The following is a 22,486-nucleotide window of genomic DNA, read 5'->3' on the forward strand; positions in this document are numbered from 1 at the left end:
AATTTCAAACTTACTTTTGCAATTTTATATCGCTGTAGTAATCATCTAAACTCGTCACTTTAGTCTGATTTGGCAAATCAGCAAACTCGCTATCACTAAACTTAGTGCCGCGTAGCTGCACATTTAAACGTGCTGCTTTTGGGTTTAACATTGTTTGCTGGTAGTAATCTTTAATATCAGCAAGGGTGACTTTTTCCACCTCTGCAATTAATTTTTGTCTTGAATCAAAATCAAAGTTTTCACGATACCAATCGTTAATCAATGGACTCATTTCGTCGCTTAAATTCTTTGGCTGTTCTTTTAACGAAACCAAAGTTGCATTTTTAAGCTGTGCAAATGTTTCCTCACTCATGGCATTAAGCTCAGAAGCGTACTCTTTTTTAAACTTGTCAAAGCGCACTTGAATGTCTTTAGGCCCTTTCACCGGTGTTTGGATAAATAAACCAATACCTGAGTAATCTTTAATGGGACGCGCTAATGCGCCTACTGCATAAGCAAGTTGCTCTTCAGTACGCATTTTATCAAAGGCGATTGTTCTAAAGTGACCTTGCAATACTGCTGCCTGAGCTTTTTGTTTGTAACCAGGTATTGGGTGAATGGTCATATCGACCACCGCTACATCGGCTACATCAATATCTTTGTGCAACACACGCGCTTCTCTCGGTTGCGGTAACCACGCTTTACTGCGTGCAAACTCCGTTTGAGTATGTGTGCTTGGTAAGATAGCCGCTAACTCAGCAGCAATAGCATCAATGTCTTTTTGGTTGTAGTTACCGTAGCTAAATACACGTAAGTTATTATTTGCTAAGGTGCTTTGCTTTAAAGCGTGTAAATCAGCAAGCGTTAATGTTTTTGCAGCCTTAATTAGCGCTTCTGTATCAAAACTACCAGTACGAGTCAGCTTAGAATACTCACCAAATGCTTGTGCATACGGGAACTGTTTTTGTTGATTCAGTAAATCTCGCTGATAACGGTCAATCGCTTGATTAAACGCTTGTGCTGAAATTTCAGCATCAAACCCAGCTAACGCTTGTTTAAGTAAAATATCTTGTTTATCGGTAAAACCACTTAACGATAGCACCAACCCATTACTTGAGCTTAAATTAACGCTCATACCAGCAACGGCAGCTTCAGTTCGTAACTGACTTAATTGAGTGTTATACAGATCAGCCCAAACAGAATAAAGTACGGTTGAGTTAATATCATGCAAACCTGTTTGCGTATTGATATACACCTCAACTAATCCCTTGGGTTGCTCTGCAAACTGCTGACTTGCTTGGCGCCAAATTTTTACGCCGTTTTTATCGTAGCTAAGCTCAGGATGCTCCTGCTCTTTAAAGGCTTGCGTTTTAATTGCAAAACTCTCTGGCAGTAAATTGTTAACACTTGGCAATGCTAAATTAAAATCACTTGGTTTTTCCCAGCTGGCAATTTCTGCATCGCTAATATCATTAATTTTATATTTGCCATCGTAAAAATGCAGCTCAGAATCTGTATCTTCCTGTTGAGAAATATACCAGATACGAAGTGTATCGGCATTAAGTTGCTTAAGTACATTGTTCACCGCATCAGCATCAAATTGAGCATAGTAGTACGGTGCGTTTATCGCATGATTTAACGGGTAATCTTGCATGCTTTGAGTCAACGCACTAACGTAGTTAAACTCATCGCCCTTTTCTAAAAATTTAAACTGATTGTTTAAAGAGGTGCGAATTTCATTAAAGTATTTACTATTAACGCCCTCACGCTTAATCAAGTCAATGTATTGCATAATTGTCGCAACAATTGACTCGCGGTTTTTCATACCTTCATCAGTCAACTCTATATTAACGCTCAAAGAACCGTAGTTGCCATATTGATTTGGAGAGGCCGAAGCGGATAACTGCGATACCCACCCTTTATCACGTAATAATTGTGCTGGACTACCTGGCATTTCATTACTTAGTAAATAAGCAACAAAGCGATTAGGTTTTACTGCAAATTCAGTTTGATTATTAGCAATTGTGAAATCGAGCTGTAGTTGTTTAACGTCTTCATTTGGTGAGTAAAAAACACGTTTTCCACCGGCATTATCAAAATCTAAGCTCGCAGTAACGCGAGGTTTTTCAATATTTTTATTTTCAATGTCAGCAAAGTATTTTTGTGCTTTTTTCTGCATTTCTGCAATCGGTAAATTAGAAATCAGCGCCACTTTCATAATATTTGATGAATAATATTTATTATAAAAATCAACCGTTTCTTTGTGTAAAGAACTATCCGCTTTGTCACCTAGTGTTTCAAGGTTACCAATTAAGAATCGGTTAGCTGGGTGTTCCCCCATCATTTTACGTGCTAATTTAAATTGGCCAAAAAAGTCCATTTCACGACGCATTGACCACTCAGCATTCACTGCGTTTTTTTCTTTTTCTGTGTATTCTGGGTAAAGCTTAGGGGCTTTAAAAAAGTCTGAAAAGCGGTCTAAGCCTTCTTCAAACGCATCGTTATTAATTTTAAACATGTAGTTGGTAATATCGAGCCAAGTATAAGCATTATGCGCACCACCATTTTTAGTCATAAAATCGGAGTACCCTTTGGTATCAGGGTATCGTTCAGTGCCTAGGAACAACATATGTTCTAGGTAATGCGCCATACCTTGTTGGCTCATTGGGTCATGTAACAGACCTACACCTACACTCAGTGAAGCAGCAGATTTTTCAGCGCTTGGATCAGAGACTAAAATCACTTCAATATCGTTAGCAAGTTTCAAGGTTTTATATTCACGGTTATCGTTAGGGCTAACAACGAGCGTTGGTGACAACAGTGATGTTTGTGAAGATTGAGAAAGAGTGGCGGTATTCGAACAACCGCTTAATATTGCCAGTGCAATTGCACTTAAGCCGATGACGTGTCTCATTTTAATTATATCCATTGCTGTTAAATACGTGTTTAGTGTTACAAAAATACTAAATCAGGAATAAACTACCATCATCAAGTAATACTATGCTACTAATTAGTACTTAATTGTGTAACACATTGTGAATAGTAATCAAATAATCAATAAGGTAAGTTATGGAAAAGATAATAATAATGGCCATGTTTGTGCAGGTAACACTTTCATTAGTTGTTATGGTGATTATGGGAAAACGTCGTTTTGCAGCGGCCAAAAATAAACAGATACAGTTAAATGATTTTGCCGCTATGCGCCTTGATAATGCGGGCGATTATGTCAGAGTTGCTGATCGTAACTTTAGCAACCAATTCGAAATACCTGTGCTTTTTTATGCGGGATGTTTACTTGCTTTACAGCTTAATATGGCGAGTGTCAGTATTGCAGTACTTGCCTGTTTATTTGTCGCTACGCGAATTATTCACAGCATCATTCACCTGGGTAGTAATCATTTAAGAGCCCGTTTTAGAGTGTTTTTACTAGGCTGCTTATCTGTGTTTGTAATGTGGATTTTGCTAGTGCTGGGTGTACTTTACCACTAAAAAATAACGGCGAATTTAACAATTCGCCGTTATTATTTATAAGTTTATTTTGTACGTTTTAATCGAGGTGCTACTAGCAGTAGTGCACCTAATAACCACGCTACACTACCACTAGAGTCTGAAGTTTTTGGTGGTGTAACTTCTACGTTATCAATTAATGTATTTTCTTTGGGTGTCAAGTTTTGTGCTGAATTAGGATCATCATCAAGCACAACCACACTTTGAATTGATACCAAGTTTTGATTACTAATAACTAAATTTTCATCTGAACATTGGGCTTGAGTAATACCAACTAATGGTACCTCTGAACAATGGACTAAGGCAGCAATTTTATTTAAGGTTTCTTGACTTTGCGCAGTGACTTGTCCAAACACGGTAAAACCACCATTTTGTAAATCTAAGTTTTGGCTGTTATCACTCATGTTAAAAAACCATTGGCTGGTAGCGCTGTTTTCATTACCGCCCTGTTTTGCCATAGCAATGGTGCCTTTAACATTTGAATAAATAGGTTCGTTAATAACCGAAGGTTTGGTTGTAATTGGATCCATTTTATCAGAAAAGGTAAAGCCCCCTCCTTGAATGATAAACTTATCAATAGAGCGATGTATTACCGTTTGATTATATGCAGCATCATCAACATAACTTAGGAAATTTTCTACTGTTTTAGGAGTTTGTTGATCAAACAAGTTAATTTGTATCGTTCCCTGGCTCGTTTGCATTTCGACTATAGTTGCAGTGCTTGAAAAACTTGTTGCAGTTAAAATTGAGGCTAAGATAAGCTTCTTCATTATTTTTCCTATTTTTATTGTCATTAGAATTAATATTTTATGCATCATAGAATAGTGCTATTTATTTTGTAAATCGATATATAAGTACTTAACGCTACAATTCATAGCAAGTTAATTACATCGAAGTTACAACTGTTTACATTTTTATTTTAAACACGTTATGGATAATTAATTGCCTGTGTGCCTTGGTGTACATTACGGTTACTCTTTTTAATTAATTTTAAACCTTGCAAGGTATTTAAAAAGCCCCTTATCAATCACTCTTTTTTTGTTATTATCAATCAGGGACTGTTGCCATTTAAAGGTCATTAGGCCCTAACACATTGATAGGAGTACATAAAATGACTAATAACACGACTATTTGTGATTTTGGATTACATAAAGGTGAGCCATACACCCAATTGCCCGTGAGCTTTTTGAAATGGATGATTGATGTTAATCATCAAAAATCTCAATATGCACGAGATGAACTAGCACGAAGAAACAGAGTTGTAGAACAACAGCGAGAAGCCTCACTGGCTGAAAAAACATAAAGAAGTGCGTTTTTTTAATCTCGAACTAGTTTAAACTAGCCACCTACTAGATTGAGCTTTTATTCATCGATAGGTATCTTATGCGTACTCTTATTTTTCTTGTTTTTTTCCTTGGTTTATCTGGCTGTGCCAGCGACTCTGTCAATAAACCTGCAGCACAATATTTAACAGTTCTTCATACCAATGATAACCATGGTCGCTTTTGGCATAATGAAAAAGGCGAATATGGCATGGCAGCCCGTAAGACCCTAATTGACCAGTTAAGAGCAGAAGCAAAGACACAGGGACATCAGGTGTTATTGTTATCAGGCGGTGATATAAACACTGGTATTCCGGAGTCAGACCTACAATTTGCTGAGCCCGATTTTAAAGGTATGTCGAAAATCGGCTATGACGCAATGGCATTAGGTAACCACGAGTTTGATAATCCATTAAGTGTATTAAAACAACAACAAAAATGGGCTAACTTTCCTCTTTTATCGGCCAACATTTTCGATAAACAAACTAACGAAACAGTTTTTGAGCGCTATAAAATATTTAATAAAGGGAACTTAACCATTGCCGTTATTGGCTTAACAACAACGGATACCGCAAAAATTGGTAACCCACAATACATTGGCCATTTGGATTTTAAAGATCCGGTTAAAGTAACTGCCTCACTCACCCAAAAGCTAAGAGCAAAATATAACCCGGACATTACCATTGCAGTAACACATATGGGCCACTATGCAGATGCTAAAAATGGGATCAATGCCCCTGGTGATGTCACACTTGCTCGCTCTTTAGATAAAAATGCCCTTGATATGATTATTGGTGGACACTCTCAAGAGCCAGTGTGTATGGCTGCTAAAAATGTTACTGATGAGAACTTTAAACCGGGTTTAGCCTGTAAACCAGATCAGCAAAATGGGACATGGATAATGCAAGCCCACGAATGGGGTAAGTATGTGGGCAAAGCAGAATTTAAATTAGAAAACGGCCAATTATCTCTACTGAGTTACCAATTATTACCCGTTAATTTATATGTCGATAAAAAGCAACCAGACGGCAGCATAAAAGCCGTTCTAGCTGCAGATTACATTAAACCTGACTCTGCATTACAGACCTTTTTGGCAGCATACCAACAAAAGGGGGCTAAGCAAATTGAGGGGAAAATTGGCTTCGTCAATGACAGACTTGAGGGAGATCGTAACAAAGTACGCTTTGAGCAAACAAACCTTGCGCGCGTTATTATCCAAGCACAAATGAACACCGTAGGTGCCGATTTTGGTATTATCAGTGGTGGCGGTGTTCGCGATAGTATTAATGCGGGTGACGTGAGTTATAAAGATATACTTAAAGTACAACCTTTCAAAAACCGTGTCGCCTATATCGACTTTCAAGGCAGTGAAATCTTAACCTATTTAAATGTCGTGACACGCTTCCCACCAGACTCTGGTGCTTACATGCAATATCATAACTTAGCATTTGAATTAAAAGCTGGGCAGGTAACTAACGTATTTATCGCCGGCAAGCCACTTGATATAAACAAAACATACCGCATGAGTATTAATGAATATAACGCCTCAGGTGGCGATAATTATCCAAAAATCACAAAAATGGCCGGGTTTGTAAGCACTGATGAAACTGACTCGCAAGCTTTAAAACGGTTTTTTACTGAGCATAGCCCTGTTGATGCACGTGAATTTGCACCTAAATAATCTAATGTGAACAGCGAAGAGTGTCATTAAAATGCTAATGACACTCTTCATTAAACTCTATGTGAGAGCAAAGCTAGTTAATCAAACATTTCAGCCCACAAATCACTCACCCTAAACGATAAAACTAAATTACTTTCCTATTATTTCTATATTGCCTTGGTTAACATTTACTAAGCCATAGCTATGCATCCGTGATCGAGAGCCCTCTCCAAATGCCTTTGGCGGATAATACAGCTCCTTCTGCTCTGGGCAATCATTCAATACATCATCTAACGCCGCACGAATTTCACTCAGGGTTTTTTCTAAACTGTTATTAAAGTTTGGTCGTTTTCTGATGGTATGCCCGAGTTCAACTAAACGATAAAAGTACTTATTGGCAAGTTCTAACAGCTCCTCGGGTACATTTTTATTATGGTTAAGTTTAATCTCTGGATTATTAGTACAAAACTCAACAAGCGCTAGATAAAAACACAACGGCTTATTTGCTAACGCCACTTCTTGCTCGGGATAATAACTACTGGATAAAGTTTTACTTTTTAAATTAATCACGAGTATTAATGGCTTTGATTCTAGTGTACTTGGCTCCTGCTCAGTAATGAGTTTTTTATTTCTTTGATAAATTTCAGCCTGTTTTATCATGACCATAAATAATGCACTGACAACAAAAAGCAGTATATAAACAGTCACTCTAGTATGCGAAAAATGAGGCTGCTTTAAGGATAAAGCTATAAAAACTACACTATTATTACTATTTAGTTTTCGAATAAACTCATCAGTTTTTAAGGATGAAATAAACTCGTGCTCTGGCACTATCGAAATTACCTCTATACCCGTGCCTTGGATATGAGTATTTACTGTTTGTATGTAATGTTGTATTGCAACTTTATTACCAGAGTGTTTAAGAAGCTCATTTGATAAATCGAGCAGAGGTAAGTCTAAAGCGATTTGTTTTTCTATTTGAGCTATTTGTAACTTGTTTAGCTGTTGCTGCTTATGTGTTGTTGAAATATAAAACACCAATGAAAATACAATGAATAATATAAAAACACCTAATGACGATACAAGCTTTCTCATTACGACTCCCCTATAAAGGTAACGGGGTAATTATTACATTGCCAATATGGCTCAACATCTTGATAGTATTGAAACGATTGTTCTTTAGACATACTTAGCAAGTGAGATTGTACAGCGCAGAGCAAGTCGGTATTGTTATGCTGCATTTTTAAGTACCAACGAGTACCTGCAACATTACTGCTTATGGGCGTAATATAATTCTTTGAGAAGCGCTTACTATCATTTTCTCTCCAAAAAGAGGCAATCAGGTCAACCTGACCGTTCGCCAGTAATTCCCGCAATTCATTATGTGAGCTGGCATAGGTTATTTTTAGTTGAGCAATATTAAGTCCTAATTGCTTAAACGTTTGTTTTGGCAAAATATGTCCAGATCGGCTAGTTGGATAATCTAGCAGGCCTATTTTTTTGTCTAAAAAATACTGTTTAGTGATCAGAGGCTTCTCTTTTGAAGATATAAAAAACGCGGTGTAATCTGAAAAGCCGACCACTGGCTGATAATTGTAAGTAGTCTCGGCTCTAAACGCTTCCATAATATTATTTTTAGCTAAAATTAAATCCGCAATGCCTTTACCAACAAACTCTAAGCTATCTACGGTTCTGTAGCCCCAATAGCCAATAACAGACCCATATTGCTTTGCCACAACTTTATCATCACACAAGTTTTTAGTGAGCAATTGAGCAACATACTTTGAGGGTGTAAATACTATAAGCTGATTTTGATTAGCCGTTGCCGTGGTTTGACATGTCGTTGATGTTTCTATCATCACTGGGAAAGCTATTTCTTTTTCATCTACAGCCATTTGACCAGCAAACCAACTAAGCAACAACACTATAAACATAAATGTAACAATTGCTGTTTTATGCAACATTAACTTTTTAATATCCAAAAAACACCGATCTAAAATGAAGTAATAATACATTTGAACAATTTTAATTACTTATTACAATAGGTAATTTTACCCATCAAACATAATATATTGATAAAAAACAACTTTAAATAAGAAAATATGAATTTTATTGAGTCCTTTCTATCAACATGAAAAATACGGACAATTGACCTTATAAGGTTTTATAAATTAAATTTCACACTTACTAGGATGCCTCGATGCAGATAAATGTAAAACATTCGCTTTCATTAACACTTTTAATTAGTGCAATATTTGCAAGCACAGACTGTAATGCATGGGGGCAAAACGGCCACCGCGTTGTTGGTAAAATTGCAGAGGCTCATGTAAGTGAAACCACCAAGGCCGCACTTATTCCTTATCTCAATGGTGAATCTTTAGCACAAATTTCAACATGGCCAGATGAAATGCGCTCTGCGCCAGGTGATTTTTGGCAAAAAAAATCATCTCGCTGGCACTATATTAATGCAGATGACAATGCAAAATTTAGCTTTAACCACGAACACACTGAACATAAAGAATCAGTAACAAACATATTAGAAGGCATTCACTATTCAATTAAAGTATTGAAGGATGATAAATCAAGCCTTGCAGCAAAACAGTTTAGTTTGCGTTTTTTAGTGCACTTAGTCGGCGACAGCCATCAACCATTTCATGCAGGTAGAGCTGAAGATAGAGGCGGGAATCGCATTAAGGTTTCTTTCTTTAACCAACAAACCAATCTTCATAGCTTATGGGATACTAAGCTGGTAGAAAATGAAAATTTATCTTTTACTGAATACGCTCAATTTATAGATACTAATAACAGCGAGTTAATTAACGAGTATTTAAACAGTACCCCAACAAGCTGGCTTGAAGAGTCACACAACCTTGCTTTACAAATATATAAATCAACAGAAGAAAATATTAGCTACGACTATATTTACAACCACACCCCTATTGTAAAAACGCGCTTACAACAAGCGGGCATTCGCTTGGCTGGACTGTTAAATACATTATTTGATCCAGCGAGTAAACGTTCAAAAAAAGCTTTAACACTAAAAGCAACAAAATAAATTCAGTTTCTAACTTAAATAACCTAAACGGGAAATCAACACTATGACAAAGCTTCGCCTTTCGAAATTAACTGGGGCAGTAATTCTTGCTCTAGGAGTTTCAACAAGCGCTATGGCTGCTGACACTTCATCTGCAATGCGTGGTAAAATCACCACACCTTCAGGTGCGAACGCTGCAAACGTTAAAATTAAGGTTGTTCATCAACCTACTGGCACAATCAGTGAGTTAACAACCAATGAAAGTGGTACTTTTATAGCCAATGGTTTGCGTGTTGGTGGACCATACATCGTGATTATCGACTCTGATACATTTAACGACACCACCGTTGAAAACATCTTTTTAAACCTTGGTGAAACTTATCGCTTGAAGTCGCAATTAGCACCACTAAATATTGAAAAGATTGAAGTCTCTGGATATAAAATCATCCAACAATCAGGCGGTTCTAGCAGTACGTTTGGTGAAGATACCATTAATAACATGCCTAGCTTTAATCGTGACATTAAAGACATTGCGCGTTTAAACCCACTTGCAAGTATTAATGGTAGCGGTCAACTAACTTTTGCCGGTAGTAACCCACGCACGAATGGTTTAACTGTAGATGGCATTGGCCAAAATGATGACTTTGGTTTAAATTTTGGTGGCTACCCAACCTCACAACCCCCTGTAGCACTAGATGCGATTGAACAAGTATCTGTAGATGTTTCGCCTTTTTCGGCTTCTAAAGGAAACTTTGGTGGCGGTACTATTAATGCGGTAACAAAGTCTGGTACAAATGAGTTTAAATTTTCTGGCTTTTATGAAATATCTACCCCTGATATATCAGGAGATCTTCTTAATATCGTTGAAGAAGATGACCTAGATGCGATTGGTCAAAAAACTTTTTCTACTAATAAAGTAGAGCCTATTCAAACAGAAGAAAGGTTTGGCTTTAATGTTGGTGGAGCACTAATAGAAGATGAGCTGTTTTATTTTGTAAACTATGCAGAATGGTCAAGTGAATCGGATCTTGATTATGGTTTTAGCGGATCAGGTGCTGCAAATGAATTTAATACCACTGAAGCTAATTACAACCGTTTCATTTCAATCTTAAATGATGAGTACGGACTCACTGATTCACTAGCGGGTGCTCCAGAAGATACAAATAAAAACTTATTAGTTAAGCTTAGCTGGAATGCAAGTGATGATCATCGCCTAGATTTTACTTACCAATGGCAAGACGATCAAGATGAGCGTAATTCAAGCTACGGTGGTGATAACATCGTTCTTCAGTCAAATACTTATGCGTATGTTACTAAGTTCAATAATTTTGCCACTAAACTCTACTCAGATTGGACTGAAGACTTTTCAACTGAAATTGGTATTTCTTATAAAGATGTCATTTCAGACAGCGCGACACGTTCTAATTTAGGAAGTATATCGGTAGACGAAGATGGACGTAATGGCCCATCTTACAGCTTTGGTACAGATCAATACCGCCATGCAAATCGCTCTGAAACACAAAATTTAACGTTAACATTCGATGCTACTTACTTAACTGATGAGCATGAAATAAATTTTGGAGCTCAGTACGAGTCACTTCGTTTATACAATTTATTTGCTCAAAACTCATTGGGCTCATGGAAGTTTGATAGCTTAGAAGACTTTGCGAACCGCAATGTAGGCTTTTATGATTTCTCTTATCAAAATGCCTACACGAATAATTCGGCTGATACCGCTTATGATGTAAGACGTAATCAACTTGCACTTTACATTGAAGATACTTTCTATGTTGGTGACGACTTAGAGGTTACTGCGGGTGTTCGTTATGAACGTTTATCATCAGATGACAAACCTACTCTAAACGAAAATTTTGCCAGTACTTATGGGTTCACAAATCAAGAAAATCTTGACGGCTTAGATATCATTTTACCGCGTATTGGCTTTAAATATTATGCGACAGAAGCGCTTACAATTAGCGGTGGTATCGGTCGTTTCCAAGGCGGCATTCCTAATGTTTGGTATAATAACTCATTCCAAAGTGATGGCATCACGCTTGTATCGGCACCTAATGATGTAATAAATGATTACTACGCTAATAACACTGCTGATATTACCCAAGTGCCTGATGAAATTAAAAACTCTTTGCAGCAAGGCGCTGGTAGTGTTGCATATATAGACCCAGATTTTAAACTTCCTTCAAGTATTCGTACCCAAGTTGGTTTTGAGTATGATTTTGACTCTGAGCTATTCGGCGACGGCTTTAAGTGGCAAGCCGAAATCGCTTACCATAAAAAAGAAAATGAAGCCGTATGGCACAATTCTTCAATTACACCTGTTGGCTTAGCTGCTGATGGTGAACGCGTGATTAATCAAACTATATATTCAGGTTCACTTACTGATAACGTTGATATTGAAATGACGAACTCATCTGATGATGGTCGCTCAATCATCTTATCAACGGGTATTGCCAAAGAGTGGGATAATGGTTTATTTATTTCTGCAAGTTATGCGCATCAAGATGTTAAAGAGTCTTCAGCAGGTTCGGCATCACAGGCAGAAGGTAACTATAAGCACAATATCACTGTAAACCGCAATGAAGATATTGCTGCTCGCGGGTTTTATGAAATAGAACATAGCTTTAAAGTTAACCTAGGTTATACCGCTGAGTTGTTTAGTGGTTATGCAACTAAATTTAACGTCTACTTTGAACGTCGCTCTGGACGCCCATTCAGCTACACAATGGGAATGTATAAAGATGGTGATTTAGGGGATACTAGTTCACTGTTTACAAACGGTGCTTACTTACCTTACATACCAACCGGTGCTGACGATCCAAATGTAAACTGGGGCGAGTCAAAAATTTCTTGGGCTGAGTTAGAGCCTCTACTGCAAAGTGCTGGTATTTCTCAACGTGGCGGTATTTTAGCTAAAAACACAGCTACACAACCATGGGTTACAACCATGGATGTAAGTATAAAGCAGGAAATTCCTGGTTTTGCTCAAGGTCATAGTGGTGAGGTGTACTTTATGATTGATAACTTCGCTAACCTTTTAAATAGTGACTGGGGCATCGAGAAAAGTCTAAGCTATTCAAATCAAACAATTTATGATTTTGGTGGGCTTGACGACCAAGGTAGATATAAACTTGATAATACCTATGGCGGCGCTGATGTAAGGAACTACTCGCGAATTAGTAGCTCATCTGCTTGGCAAGCTAAAATCGGTGTTAGCTATAAGTTTTAATCTATAACTTACCCCGCAAAAGCTTATAAATATTAAAAAGTCATTACATTTATGTAATGGCTTTTTTTTTGAAAAAGTCACTTTTCATCTGTTTGTCATAAAAACTACTTACTATCTCACAGTAAAATATTGAAACATTAATAAAACGCTAAAGTTCACACGAAAAGTGTTTTATAATAAAAAAGTTACAGTTGTATTTTATTTGTAACAATCAAATGAGGTACACTATGTAAACATTTTGGGTTAGGTGTGTTACTCAGCCTCCTAATCCAAAATTAAAATAAAAAAGCTATTAAAAGTTTATTTAACTACACGGGAAAATAAAATGAAAATTCAACTTCGCAAAACGGCTCTATCACTTGCTATAGCGGCATGTGTTGGTGTGAGTGGTGCTGCAATTGCAAACGAAACAACCTCAGCAATTAAAGGTCAAATAAAAGGTCCTAACGGTAACCCTGCTGCAGGAACTAAAATTACTATCCTACACGTTCCTTCAGGCTCAGTTAAAACAACTGAGACTAACGACGCTGGTTACTTCACAGCAAAAGGCCTTCGTGTTGGTGGTCCATATAAAGTAGTTGTAGATTCTGACACTTATGCAGATCAAGAGTTCAATAATATTATCTTGAACATTGGTAGCGACTACCCTGTTAATACTTCACTTGAAAATATCTCTGATATTGAGCAAATTGTAGTAACTGGCCGACCAATCAGCACTATGTCTGGTGGTACGGGTCCTGCTTCAACATTCACGTTAAGCGATCTTGAAAATCAACCAGCTATTAACCGTGATTTAAAAGATATTATTCGTATTGACCCTCGTGTTGCTATTGATGATAGCCGTGGTTCAATCAACTGTGGTGGTGGTAACCCACGCTTTAACAGCTTAACCCTTGATGGCGTTCGCATGAACGATAACTTTGGCTTAAGCTCAAACGGTTATCCTACTATTCGCGCTCCGTTCTCTTTTGATTCAATCGAGCAAGTAGCAGTAGAATTAGCACCATTTGATGTTCAATATGGTGGTTTCACATCATGTAACATTAATGCGGTTACTAAATCTGGCGGCAACGACATTCACGGTGGTGTATTCTACGATTACACTAACGATTCAATGAAAGGCGATAAGATTGAAGGTGATGACGTTGATAACGGTGATTACAGTGAAAAACGTTATGGCTTTAACGTTGGTTTACCGCTAATCAATGATACACTTTTCTTGTTCACTTCTTACGAAAAACTTGAAGGTGTTAAACAGTTTAACTATTCATCGTTAGTATCGTCAGCTGACATCGAGCGTATTAAACAAATTACACGTGATGTTTATGGTTACGAAGCCGGTGCAACACCAGCAAGCTCACCGGTAGAAGATGAAAAAATCTTAGTGAAGTTAGACTGGAACATCAATGATGATCATCGTGCTAACCTAATTTATAACTACAATGATGGCTTTACCTTATCGCAATCAGATGCTGATGGTGATGAGCTCGCATTTGACAGCCACTTTTATGAGCAAGGTGCTGAGTTTACTTCAATCGTTGCATCACTTTACTCTGATTGGAATGACGATTTTTCAACTGAAGTTCGCCTAGGTAAATCAGAGCTTGACGCTCGTGTTGAATCTTTAGACGCGGCAAGTGGCTTTGGTGAGTTCCAAATCAATACTACAGCTGCCACTGTGTACGTTGGTCCTGATGATTCTCGTCAATCAAATGATTTAAACTACGACACTACAACAGCTAAATTTTCAGGTACTTACTACCTTGATCAGCACACTATTACCGCTGGTTTTGAGTATGAAAAGTTAGAAGTATTTAACCAATTCGTACAACACACTGAAGGTGAATGGCGCTTTGCATCTATCGATGATTACGAGCAAGGTATAGCAAGTGCTGTGTATTATAATAATGCAGCTGGCACAAATGACCCAACAGATGCGGCTGCTAGCTTCGCTTATTCACAAAATACATTCTATGTACAAGATGAATACAGTTTTTCAGATATCGATGCATCATTAACATTTGGTCTTCGTTACGATAGTTATTCAAGCGATGATAAACCTACTTTCAACCAAAACTTTACTGATCGTTACGGTTTTAGCAATCAGTCAACGTTTGATGGTATTGATCTAATTCAACCACGTGTAGGCTTTGAGTGGTTTGCAACAGATGAACTAGAAGTGCGTGCAGGGGTTGGCTTGTTCTCAGGCGGTAACCCAAATGTATGGCTATCTAACTCTTACTCAAATGATGGTATTACTAATATTAGTGCTCATCAATTTGGTAGTGTGGATTTATTCGCTCCTGAAAATGTTACAGTTACGGGTGCGGGCCCAGGTTTTGATATTCCGAAATCTCAGTTTGATAAAGTCGCTAACACACCAATCGGTTCAGGTGACGGAACAGTGAATGCTGTTGATCCTAACTTTGAAATCCCATCAGAATGGAAATATTCATTAGGTGCAACATATACAACTGAAAACGATTATGTAATTGCTCTAGATTACCTTTACACTGATAAGCGCGATGCAGCGACATTACGAGATATCGCACTTCGCTCTGCTGGTGAAGTAAGTTTTGACGGTCGTCCTTTGTATGAATCAATTGAAGGTCGTAATGGCGAGCTGTTATTGACTAATGTTAACGGTGATAGCGGTTCATCATCAATTATTTCAGCTGCAGTAAGCAAAGCATTCGATAACGGCATAAGTATGCAGTTCTCTTACGCTTATACCGATGCTGATGATGTAAACCCAATGACTAGTTCTGTAGCCAGCTCAAACTACGGTAACCTAGCAACATCAAACCCGGGTAATCCTGGCGTAGCATCATCTGATTACGAAATCCCACATCGCTTTACATTAAACCTAGGTTATAAGCACGAGTTCTTTGATGGTTATAATACTCGCTTCAACCTATTTGGTGAAGCATACAAAGGTTTACCATATAGCTTTACATTCAACGGAAGTGATAGCAAATTTGGTGACGCAAACTCTAATCGCTCGCGTCAATTATTGTATGTACCACTTGAAAACGACCCTAATGTTGTTTACAACATGAGTGCTGATGAAATCAATGAGTTTAACGACTTTATTGCATCTGAAGGTCTTAAACGTGGTGAAATCACTGGTCGTAACCAACAGAACTCTGATTGGTTCGTTAAATTTAACTTTAAAATTACTCAAGAGTTACCTGGCTTTATGGATGGCCATAAAGGTGAAGCATTCTTCGTAATCGATAACTTAACGAATATGTTAAACGATGACTGGGGTGTATTAAGAAAAGGCTCTTTCGTTGGTAATAGAATGCTTAAAATTGACGTAAATGATCAAGGTCAATACGTTTACTCAGACTTCAGTGCACGTAGTGCTGAGCAATCTGTACAACGCGATGCCTCTTTATGGGAAATGCGTGTAGGTGTTCGTTACACGTTCTAATTTGATTAATTAAATTAGTGTATTTAAAAGCCCACTTTGTGGGCTTTTTTATGCCTGTAATTTATTTTTTAATTTTTCAAAAATGGCGATTAACTGATGTCGTTCATCATCCGACAAGCAGCTTAATAATGCACGCTCCCACTGCAATGCCTGTGGTGTTATTTTTTCGTACAAAGCTATGCCCTTATCACTTAACATCAAAAATGCAGCGCGCTTATCATACTTATTTAACTCGCTATAAATAAGCCCTTCATCTATTAGCGCTTTTACCGCTCTTGATACTGTCGACTTATCCATATCCGCTTGAGTACATAACTGCTTTGCTGTGCTTTGACCTAATTGCGCTAAATTAGCAATTATTCGCCACTGAGGAATTGTTAAATCAAACTCTTTTTTATAAATGCTCGAGAAATCATTACTTACCTGAGTTGCTAAGTGTGTTAATTGATAGGGCAAAAATGTCGTTAAATCTATTTTCATGTTAAATCACTTGTTTATTTACATACGACTTTTATCTGTTCACTTTTATTTACAATGGTCATAATCAGTGCATTTGATATTAGTCTCACTTGAGAGTATCTTAGCGTAAATAACAAAAATATAACACTCCCCCATTTTTACAGGAGTCAGTAATGGCGACACAATTAAACTACATGACCGGCTTTGGCAATGAATTTGAAACCGAAGCGCTGCCTGGTGCATTACCGATTGGGCAATTCAGTCCGCAAAAAGTAAAATATGATTTATACGCAGAGCAATTCAGTACCACTGCATTTACCGCTCCTCGGGCCGATAACCGCCGCACTTGGATGTATCGTATTCGCCCATCGGTTGTGCAGGGCGATTATACAGCCATAGACAATGGCTTAATTAGAACCGCTCCCATTACTGAAGTACCGACTCCACCAACCATGCTGCGTTGGGATCCCATTGATATACCAGCAGAACCCATTGACTTTATCGATGGCTTAATCACTATGGCTGCAAATGGCAGCGCCAATGGGCAAGCCGGTATTGGTATTCATGTTTATGTTGCCAATAAATCAATGGACAAGCGCTTTTTTTATAACGCCGATGGCGAAATGTTATTTGTACCGCAACAAGGTGAACTACTACTTAAAACAGAACTTGGGCATTTAACTATTAAAGCAGGCGAAATTGCCGTTATTCCGCGTGGTATTAAATTTCAAGTAATGTTACTAACCGATACTGCGCGTGGCTATATTTGTGAAAACTACGGCCATGCCTATGTCCTTGCTGAGCGCGGCCCTGTGGGCGCCAACGGTTATGCGAATGATCGTGACTTTCAATATCCAGTAGCGGCTTTTGAAGATATTGAAGGTGATTTCGAACTAATTGCTAAATTTAATGGCAATATGTTCCGTTGTGATATTGGTCACTCTCCCCTTGATGTTGTTGCTTGGACAGGCAACAGTGCGCCTTATAAATACGACTTAGCTCGCTTTAATGTCATGAATACCGTTAGCTTTGATCACCCCGACCCTTCAATTTTTACCGTACTCACTTCACCATCGGGTACTGAGGGCGTTGCGAATATCGATTTTGCTATTTTCCCACCGCGTTGGATGGTGGCTGAAAACACCTTCCGCCCACCTTACTATCACCGTAATATTATGAGTGAGTTTATGGGCTTAATAGAAGGGGTATATGATGCAAAAGAGCATGGCTTTGTGCCAGGTGGCATGAGCTTACATAACTGTATGTCGCCGCATGGTCCTGAAGCAGACGTATTTGAAAAAGCGTCAAACGCCGATTTAGAGCCACAACGCTACGATAATACGTTGGCGTTTATGTTTGAGTCACGTTATGTAATATCGCCGACTAAATACGCATTAGAAGGTAAAGAGCGCCAAGCTAATTACACTGATTGCTGGCGCACAATCAAAAAACACTTTAATGGCAATCAAGGATAATTAGATTATGAAGCTTTATACTTATTTTCGCTCATCTGCAGCGTATCGTGTTCGAATCGCATTAAATCTAAAAAATATTGATCATCAATTGGTACCTGTTAACTTATTAAAATCAGAACAGCAAAGCACAGATTACTTACAAAAAAACCCACAAGGGCTGTTACCGACTTTAGAAACAGAAGACGGCGTATTAGGTCAATCTCTAGCAATTTTAGAGTACCTTGAAGAGCAATACCCTGAAACACCATTACTACAAGGTAATGCTTGGCAAAAAGCACACATTCGCAATTTAAGTTATGCAATTGCCTGTGATATCCATCCTATTGATAATTTGCGAGTGCTTAAATATTTAAGTAGTGAACTTAATGTTGATGATGAAGCAAAAAATAAGTGGTACCGACACTGGGTTGAAGTTGGTTTTGAAAAAATTGAACAAATGCTCGATAGCAAAAATACATTTTGCGCAGGCGACTCGCCAAGCTTAGCCGATGTATGTTTAGTGCCACAGGTATTTAATGCCATTCGCTTTAAAGTAGATATGGCTGCCTACCCTAAAATAGCAGCCATTTATCAGCGTTGTAATGAATTGGCCGCCTTTATTGATGCAGCCCCAGAAAATCAACCCGACGCAAACTAACTTTTTAACGCACTGTGTATTACAGTGACGTGCTCAATTAAGTCTAAGCCCAGATCAGTTAAATAACCGCCATCTGGGCTATCAATAACTCCTTTATCAAACAAACGTTGTGCTGCACTCAGTAAAGCGGGTTCAGCATCTGAATGGAGTTTAATGCCCTGCATTTTGCTTTCGCGTGGGAATTTGGCAAGTAGTGTAAATTCGTCAATCATCGTTTGATTAAATAGCATATGTGTTCACCTTTTTATTGTTCTGTGTTTTACTGAAGTTGTCTTACTTACCCTAGCATGTTTTTTTGCTAAGTGTAGTTATTTTAAACACCTTGAGGTTATTCATGCGTTATTATTTTACTTTTATTATTGCTGTTTTATGCTTGTGTTTTTCAGCTTTAAGCTACGCTAACACAACAAGAACGCTTCCTATTGTTGATGCTACCCAGCTTATAAACACTAACACTGAGTGCTGGTATGATAATAAACGCTATAGCGAAGGTGCCATACTGCAAGTTCATTCTGTTACCCTTATTTGTGCTGCTAAATACCCCCAACATAACAACAGTCAGTTAATTTGGCTAAAACTCGATAAACAAGGAAACCTTATTTATCCCAAGAAGCCTTCTACGATTACTGTAAATTAATCAAGATTAACAATCTGAAATTTGCCAGCCATCTCCAAACTATTAAGATGCGGTGGGATACGTTACAATACATGCAGTTTAAAAAAGCAGTGTGACTATGAATAATCAACCAAAAAACCCGCTTCATGGGGTAACTTTAGAGCAAATCCTTGTTGAACTAGAACAACGTTTAGGCTTCAAAGCAATGGGCGAACAAGTAAATATCAAATGTTTTACAGATTCGCCAAGTATAAAATCAAGCTTAAAATTTTTACGTAAAACGCCTTGGGCAAGAGATAAAGTAGAAGCGCTTTATATCCATACCATTAATAACAAGCCGTTACGTAAGCCTAGAAATAAACCGACTAAGCAGTCAGAATCCTCACAACCTGATACATCAGGTTTTGTATGGCCTTCTATTAAAAAATAAAAGGCTCAAAAATAGCAATGGCGTAATACATACGCCTTTCTAATCAGGTGTTTGCTCTTGGCATATTACATTTAGCGACGCAGGGTTAATGCTCACCACCACTTTATCTGCAGATTTAACCTCGCCATCAATCACGTAATTTAGCGTTTCATCTGCGCTTATTTCTACACGTTTTGCATTGGTATAATGCGAGTTAATAGCAAGATGCGTTTGCGTAATACTGCTAAACATCAGCTCAGCAATACTTAATACCGTGGTTTCATTATCTTTGTTTGGCGTTAACCAATTTACATCCAATAACCCATCGCGGTGATCGGGTTGCCCGCCCCCTTGTGCTAATAACGTAGTAAATGGCGCAGCATTTGCCACAATAAAACTATTTGTATTAATAGTCTCAGGCTCATTATCATCTAATTTAACTATCAGCTGTTGCGCTTTATTTTCGCCAAATGAGTGTAAAAAACCATTTAAATAAGCCAGTTGACCTGATTTATTTTTAGACTCTCGATCTGCTTTTTCAATCATTGCATGCTCAAAGCCAATACCAATTAATAATAGCATCAGCTCATCATTACAATACGCGGTATCAATAAGGTTAGCTTGACCATCAATGATTAAATCACATGCTTGCTCAACAGGAATAAATTTAGATTTTATCCCCATTAATACATGAGCGAGCGCATTTGCTGTGCCCAGTGGTATTATTCCTAATCGACAAGACGTACCCACCAACACACTAGCAACCTCAGTTACAGTTCCATCGCCACCACAAGCAATAATAATATCGGGGTTGCTTTCTATAGCCTGTTTAGCCAATGTAATGCCATTTTGTTCTGGCGAAGTTTTTAAAATGGTTAAATCGTAATACGCAGATAAACGCGCAATAATTAAATGCTCTTTTTCAGACCACAACTTAGTACCTGATACCGGGTTAGCAATTAAGTACGCTTTGTTTTTTATCAGTAGCTCCCCCTTACGGTGGCGCTTAACTAAATGGCGTAATTGGCGTTTATTAAGATTGGCAGTTTCACGTGTTTCTTTTATTTGTGCAAGAATATCATGTACATCCGCGTCCTTATTTTGACTCAATAAATATGCCGCCATAACAAACACCGAGCGTCCACGCCCTAATGCACAATGCACCACAACACGACGGTCTTTTTTAATTTGATGATGTATCCAGTTAATGGCTTGGTTTAACTGTGAGTGTGTAGGCACACTGTGATCAAGAACAGGAATATTTAAATAATCGATATTTTCTTGGGTAGATGTCCATTCAAGGCCATCAAATTCACAGGTAACGTCCAAAATAGCGGTGATGCCATTTTCTTTCAATGTGTCTATATCCGATGGGAATAAACGACATGCTAAAAATAGGTTATCGTTTATTTGCTGAATAGGGGGTACTTTGTCACGCTTACGTGACCACGCATTATAAATTTGCGCACCTAATAAAAAAGGCACAAAGGCCCAGCGAATGTAAAAAGGGATAACGCCATTTTCGCGTTTTCTAAATACTTTCCCTGCGTTAAAAAAATAAGCACCGCTGACTAATAGTAGCGAAAGTGCGGTCCAAAAAAACGCAACTGCAAAGTAAATGGAGTTAACCGTTAATCCCAATACTATAAATACCAATGCTGTTACAAGATAACTTACTGCAGCCCACATGTGCTCTCCTTAAAGTTGTTAGCGCAAAATTAACGCTTTTAATATAGCTCGAAGATTGCAAGTAGCACGCCAAAAAGCAACTATTCTTATTTACTGTGTTTAGCTCTTTAGCGCAAGCTCACATAAAACCAGCTAAAAAACATTAAGTTATTGATAATAAATAACTATATCTTTATTTTTGTTTTCCTGTTTTAGCAACTCAATGCTAGTCTTTATTTATGATATTGGCCATAAACTATTTGTATATAAGGCTAGCCCTTTCTTTTTTACAATAGTAAGGGTCAAATATTCATAGTAACTTAATAACTCAGTGTATTAATTATCAAATGGCATAAGTAATGTTTTCATTGCTGGACGTAGTGCAATAAGCACGGTCTCTTCTGTTAACTCAGGAAACAGCATTTTTCGTAATAACAATCCGGCCATCACTGAGAAAATCACATTAATACGGCTTTCTAATTCTTGCTCAGAATGTGATTTTATTAAGCTACTTTCACTCACTAATAGATCCCGCATTCTGTTACGCGCTTGCGTGTCAGCATCACGTAGTAGCAAAGCAACTTTTTTATTTCTACTAGCCTCTGCCATCATATCTAGGTCAATAACGCTGGCTCCGGTGTCCATATGACGCTGTACGCCATGATGTAGACCATCAAGTAACACCGTTAAAATGTCACCGGGTTGTTCTTCAAACTCTTGAAATATAGAAAACATTTCTTCCATATCTTTTTCAATAATACGCTCGATTATTGCTTCTTTACTATCAAAATAGTTATAAATATGGCCTGCACTCATACCTGCTGTTCTTGCTATTTCAGCCATACCGGCGCCATGGTAGCCTTTGCGACGAAAACAATCCGCAGCAGCTGTTAATACCTGTTCACGACGCGCTTGTGCTTGCACCGGATCAAGGTGTTTTTTATTTTTAGAATTCATTCGACACTCCATTATCGAGTCACTAGACTCGAAATGTTTAACGTTTATCCCTAAAAAATATAGAGATAAGCGTTAAACAGTAT

General features: G+C 37.9%; 18 protein-coding genes. 10 read left to right on the forward strand and 8 right to left on the reverse strand.

Annotated features, from left to right (window positions below; translation table 11 throughout):
- Positions 1-10: 10 nt before the first annotated feature.
- Positions 11-2,893 (reverse strand): insulinase family protein, encoded by a 2,883-nt coding sequence (locus tag AC0VZ5_RS16985; RefSeq protein WP_475475046.1) that lies wholly within the window; start codon positions 2,891-2,893, stop codon positions 11-13.
- A gap of 155 nt (positions 2,894-3,048) precedes the next feature.
- Here AC0VZ5_RS16985 and AC0VZ5_RS16990 point away from each other — a divergent pair, with 155 nt between their 5' ends.
- Entirely contained in the window at positions 3,049-3,468 is a 420-nt protein-coding gene (locus AC0VZ5_RS16990) for an MAPEG family protein (protein ID WP_138607794.1), read from the forward strand.
- A gap of 44 nt (positions 3,469-3,512) precedes the next feature.
- On the opposite strand, the gene AC0VZ5_RS16995 is transcribed toward AC0VZ5_RS16990, so the two are convergent.
- The gene (locus AC0VZ5_RS16995; protein WP_138607792.1) at positions 3,513-4,256 is read right to left on the reverse strand and encodes a peptidylprolyl isomerase; all 744 of its coding nucleotides are present in this window, start codon (positions 4,254-4,256) and stop codon (positions 3,513-3,515) included.
- Positions 4,257-4,597: 341 nt separating this feature from the next.
- Here AC0VZ5_RS16995 and AC0VZ5_RS17000 point away from each other — a divergent pair, with 341 nt between their 5' ends.
- A complete protein-coding gene (locus AC0VZ5_RS17000) occupies positions 4,598-4,789 on the forward strand; it encodes a hypothetical protein (RefSeq protein ID WP_198522693.1) in 192 nt (63 codons plus the stop codon).
- Between the two features lie 80 nt (positions 4,790-4,869).
- Complete coding sequence (gene ushA, locus AC0VZ5_RS17005) at positions 4,870-6,489, forward strand: bifunctional UDP-sugar hydrolase/5'-nucleotidase UshA (RefSeq protein ID WP_475475047.1); 1,620 nt, start codon at positions 4,870-4,872, stop codon at positions 6,487-6,489.
- Positions 6,490-6,618: 129 nt separating this feature from the next.
- Here the strand turns inward: ushA and AC0VZ5_RS17010 are convergent, their stop codons facing one another.
- Both AC0VZ5_RS17010 and AC0VZ5_RS17015 read right to left on the reverse strand, forming a co-directional pair.
- Positions 6,619-7,563, reverse strand: coding sequence for a hypothetical protein (locus AC0VZ5_RS17010; RefSeq protein WP_475475048.1), 945 nt, complete (start codon positions 7,561-7,563; stop codon positions 6,619-6,621).
- Positions 7,563-8,432, reverse strand: a complete 870-nt coding sequence (locus AC0VZ5_RS17015) for a type 2 periplasmic-binding domain-containing protein (RefSeq protein ID WP_138606876.1) — start codon at positions 8,430-8,432, stop codon at positions 7,563-7,565. Before AC0VZ5_RS17015 ends, AC0VZ5_RS17010 begins: the two co-directional genes overlap by 1 nt.
- Before the next feature lie 236 nt (positions 8,433-8,668).
- Between AC0VZ5_RS17015 and AC0VZ5_RS17020 the strand changes: the two genes are divergently transcribed.
- The 3 genes from AC0VZ5_RS17020 to AC0VZ5_RS17030 all read left to right on the forward strand — a co-directional run bounded on the left by AC0VZ5_RS17020 (position 8,669) and on the right by AC0VZ5_RS17030 (position 16,182).
- The gene (locus AC0VZ5_RS17020) at positions 8,669-9,523 is read left to right on the forward strand and encodes a S1/P1 nuclease (protein WP_464712012.1); all 855 of its coding nucleotides are present in this window, start codon (positions 8,669-8,671) and stop codon (positions 9,521-9,523) included.
- A 43-nt stretch (positions 9,524-9,566) separates the two neighbouring features.
- Positions 9,567-12,746: a TonB-dependent receptor gene (locus tag AC0VZ5_RS17025; protein ID WP_475475049.1), complete on the forward strand. Its 3,180-nt coding sequence runs from the start codon at positions 9,567-9,569 to the stop codon at positions 12,744-12,746.
- A 325-nt stretch (positions 12,747-13,071) separates the two neighbouring features.
- A complete protein-coding gene (locus tag AC0VZ5_RS17030; RefSeq protein WP_475475050.1) occupies positions 13,072-16,182 on the forward strand; it encodes a TonB-dependent receptor in 3,111 nt (1,036 codons plus the stop codon).
- Between the two features lie 48 nt (positions 16,183-16,230).
- Here the strand turns inward: AC0VZ5_RS17030 and AC0VZ5_RS17035 are convergent, their stop codons facing one another.
- Positions 16,231-16,662, reverse strand: a complete 432-nt coding sequence (locus AC0VZ5_RS17035; protein ID WP_475475051.1) for a MarR family winged helix-turn-helix transcriptional regulator — start codon at positions 16,660-16,662, stop codon at positions 16,231-16,233.
- A 152-nt stretch (positions 16,663-16,814) separates the two neighbouring features.
- Between AC0VZ5_RS17035 and hmgA the strand changes: the two genes are divergently transcribed.
- Positions 16,815-18,116, forward strand: a complete 1,302-nt coding sequence (gene hmgA, locus AC0VZ5_RS17040) for a homogentisate 1,2-dioxygenase (protein WP_138606867.1) — start codon at positions 16,815-16,817, stop codon at positions 18,114-18,116.
- Between the two features lie 7 nt (positions 18,117-18,123).
- On the forward strand, positions 18,124-18,753 hold the full coding sequence (gene maiA / locus AC0VZ5_RS17045; protein ID WP_475475052.1) for a maleylacetoacetate isomerase: 630 nt from the start codon (positions 18,124-18,126) through the stop codon (positions 18,751-18,753).
- Here the strand turns inward: maiA and AC0VZ5_RS17050 are convergent.
- Positions 18,750-18,983: a TIGR02647 family protein gene (locus AC0VZ5_RS17050; RefSeq protein ID WP_008464346.1), complete on the reverse strand. Its 234-nt coding sequence runs from the start codon at positions 18,981-18,983 to the stop codon at positions 18,750-18,752. The genes maiA and AC0VZ5_RS17050 overlap by 4 nt on opposite strands.
- A 104-nt stretch (positions 18,984-19,087) precedes the next feature.
- On the opposite strand from AC0VZ5_RS17050, the gene AC0VZ5_RS17055 reads away from it, so the two are divergent.
- Positions 19,088-19,390: a DUF1496 domain-containing protein gene (locus AC0VZ5_RS17055; RefSeq protein ID WP_198522701.1), complete on the forward strand. Its 303-nt coding sequence runs from the start codon at positions 19,088-19,090 to the stop codon at positions 19,388-19,390.
- 97 nt (positions 19,391-19,487) lie between these two features.
- Entirely contained in the window at positions 19,488-19,799 is a 312-nt protein-coding gene (locus tag AC0VZ5_RS17060; RefSeq protein ID WP_010389056.1) for a VF530 family protein, read from the forward strand.
- A 39-nt stretch (positions 19,800-19,838) separates the two neighbouring features.
- On the opposite strand, the gene AC0VZ5_RS17065 is transcribed toward AC0VZ5_RS17060, so the two are convergent.
- Together AC0VZ5_RS17065 and AC0VZ5_RS17070 are read right to left on the reverse strand one after the other, a co-directional pair.
- Entirely contained in the window at positions 19,839-21,467 is a 1,629-nt protein-coding gene (locus AC0VZ5_RS17065; protein WP_475475053.1) for a diacylglycerol kinase family protein, read from the reverse strand.
- Positions 21,468-21,782: 315 nt separating this feature from the next.
- Complete coding sequence (locus tag AC0VZ5_RS17070; protein ID WP_138606858.1) at positions 21,783-22,403, reverse strand: TetR/AcrR family transcriptional regulator; 621 nt, start codon at positions 22,401-22,403, stop codon at positions 21,783-21,785.
- Positions 22,404-22,486 lie beyond the last annotated feature (83 nt).

This window comes from Pseudoalteromonas sp. QJM3NY_12 (assembly GCF_056173165.1).

Excerpts from the sequence above, each read along its gene's own strand:
- AC0VZ5_RS16985 (WP_475475046.1), bottom strand. The coding sequence starts at position 2,893 with ATGAGACACGTCATCGGCTTAAGTGCAATTGCACTGGCAATATTAAGC.
- AC0VZ5_RS16990 (WP_138607794.1), top strand. The coding sequence starts at position 3,049 with ATGGAAAAGATAATAATAATGGCCATGTTTGTGCAGGTAACACTTTCA.
- AC0VZ5_RS16995 (WP_138607792.1), bottom strand. The coding sequence starts at position 4,256 with ATGAAGAAGCTTATCTTAGCCTCAATTTTAACTGCAACAAGTTTTTCA.
- AC0VZ5_RS17000 (WP_198522693.1), top strand. The coding sequence starts at position 4,598 with ATGACTAATAACACGACTATTTGTGATTTTGGATTACATAAAGGTGAG.
- ushA (WP_475475047.1), top strand. The coding sequence starts at position 4,870 with ATGCGTACTCTTATTTTTCTTGTTTTTTTCCTTGGTTTATCTGGCTGT.
- AC0VZ5_RS17010 (WP_475475048.1), bottom strand. The coding sequence starts at position 7,563 with ATGAGAAAGCTTGTATCGTCATTAGGTGTTTTTATATTATTCATTGTA.
- AC0VZ5_RS17015 (WP_138606876.1), bottom strand. The coding sequence starts at position 8,432 with ATGTTGCATAAAACAGCAATTGTTACATTTATGTTTATAGTGTTGTTG.
- AC0VZ5_RS17020 (WP_464712012.1), top strand. The coding sequence starts at position 8,669 with ATGCAGATAAATGTAAAACATTCGCTTTCATTAACACTTTTAATTAGT.
- AC0VZ5_RS17025 (WP_475475049.1), top strand. The coding sequence starts at position 9,567 with ATGACAAAGCTTCGCCTTTCGAAATTAACTGGGGCAGTAATTCTTGCT.
- AC0VZ5_RS17030 (WP_475475050.1), top strand. The coding sequence starts at position 13,072 with ATGAAAATTCAACTTCGCAAAACGGCTCTATCACTTGCTATAGCGGCA.
- AC0VZ5_RS17035 (WP_475475051.1), bottom strand. The coding sequence starts at position 16,662 with ATGAAAATAGATTTAACGACATTTTTGCCCTATCAATTAACACACTTA.
- hmgA (WP_138606867.1), top strand. The coding sequence starts at position 16,815 with ATGGCGACACAATTAAACTACATGACCGGCTTTGGCAATGAATTTGAA.
- maiA (WP_475475052.1), top strand. The coding sequence starts at position 18,124 with ATGAAGCTTTATACTTATTTTCGCTCATCTGCAGCGTATCGTGTTCGA.
- AC0VZ5_RS17050 (WP_008464346.1), bottom strand. The coding sequence starts at position 18,983 with ATGCTATTTAATCAAACGATGATTGACGAATTTACACTACTTGCCAAA.
- AC0VZ5_RS17055 (WP_198522701.1), top strand. The coding sequence starts at position 19,088 with ATGCGTTATTATTTTACTTTTATTATTGCTGTTTTATGCTTGTGTTTT.
- AC0VZ5_RS17060 (WP_010389056.1), top strand. The coding sequence starts at position 19,488 with ATGAATAATCAACCAAAAAACCCGCTTCATGGGGTAACTTTAGAGCAA.
- AC0VZ5_RS17065 (WP_475475053.1), bottom strand. The coding sequence starts at position 21,467 with ATGTGGGCTGCAGTAAGTTATCTTGTAACAGCATTGGTATTTATAGTA.
- AC0VZ5_RS17070 (WP_138606858.1), bottom strand. The coding sequence starts at position 22,403 with ATGAATTCTAAAAATAAAAAACACCTTGATCCGGTGCAAGCACAAGCG.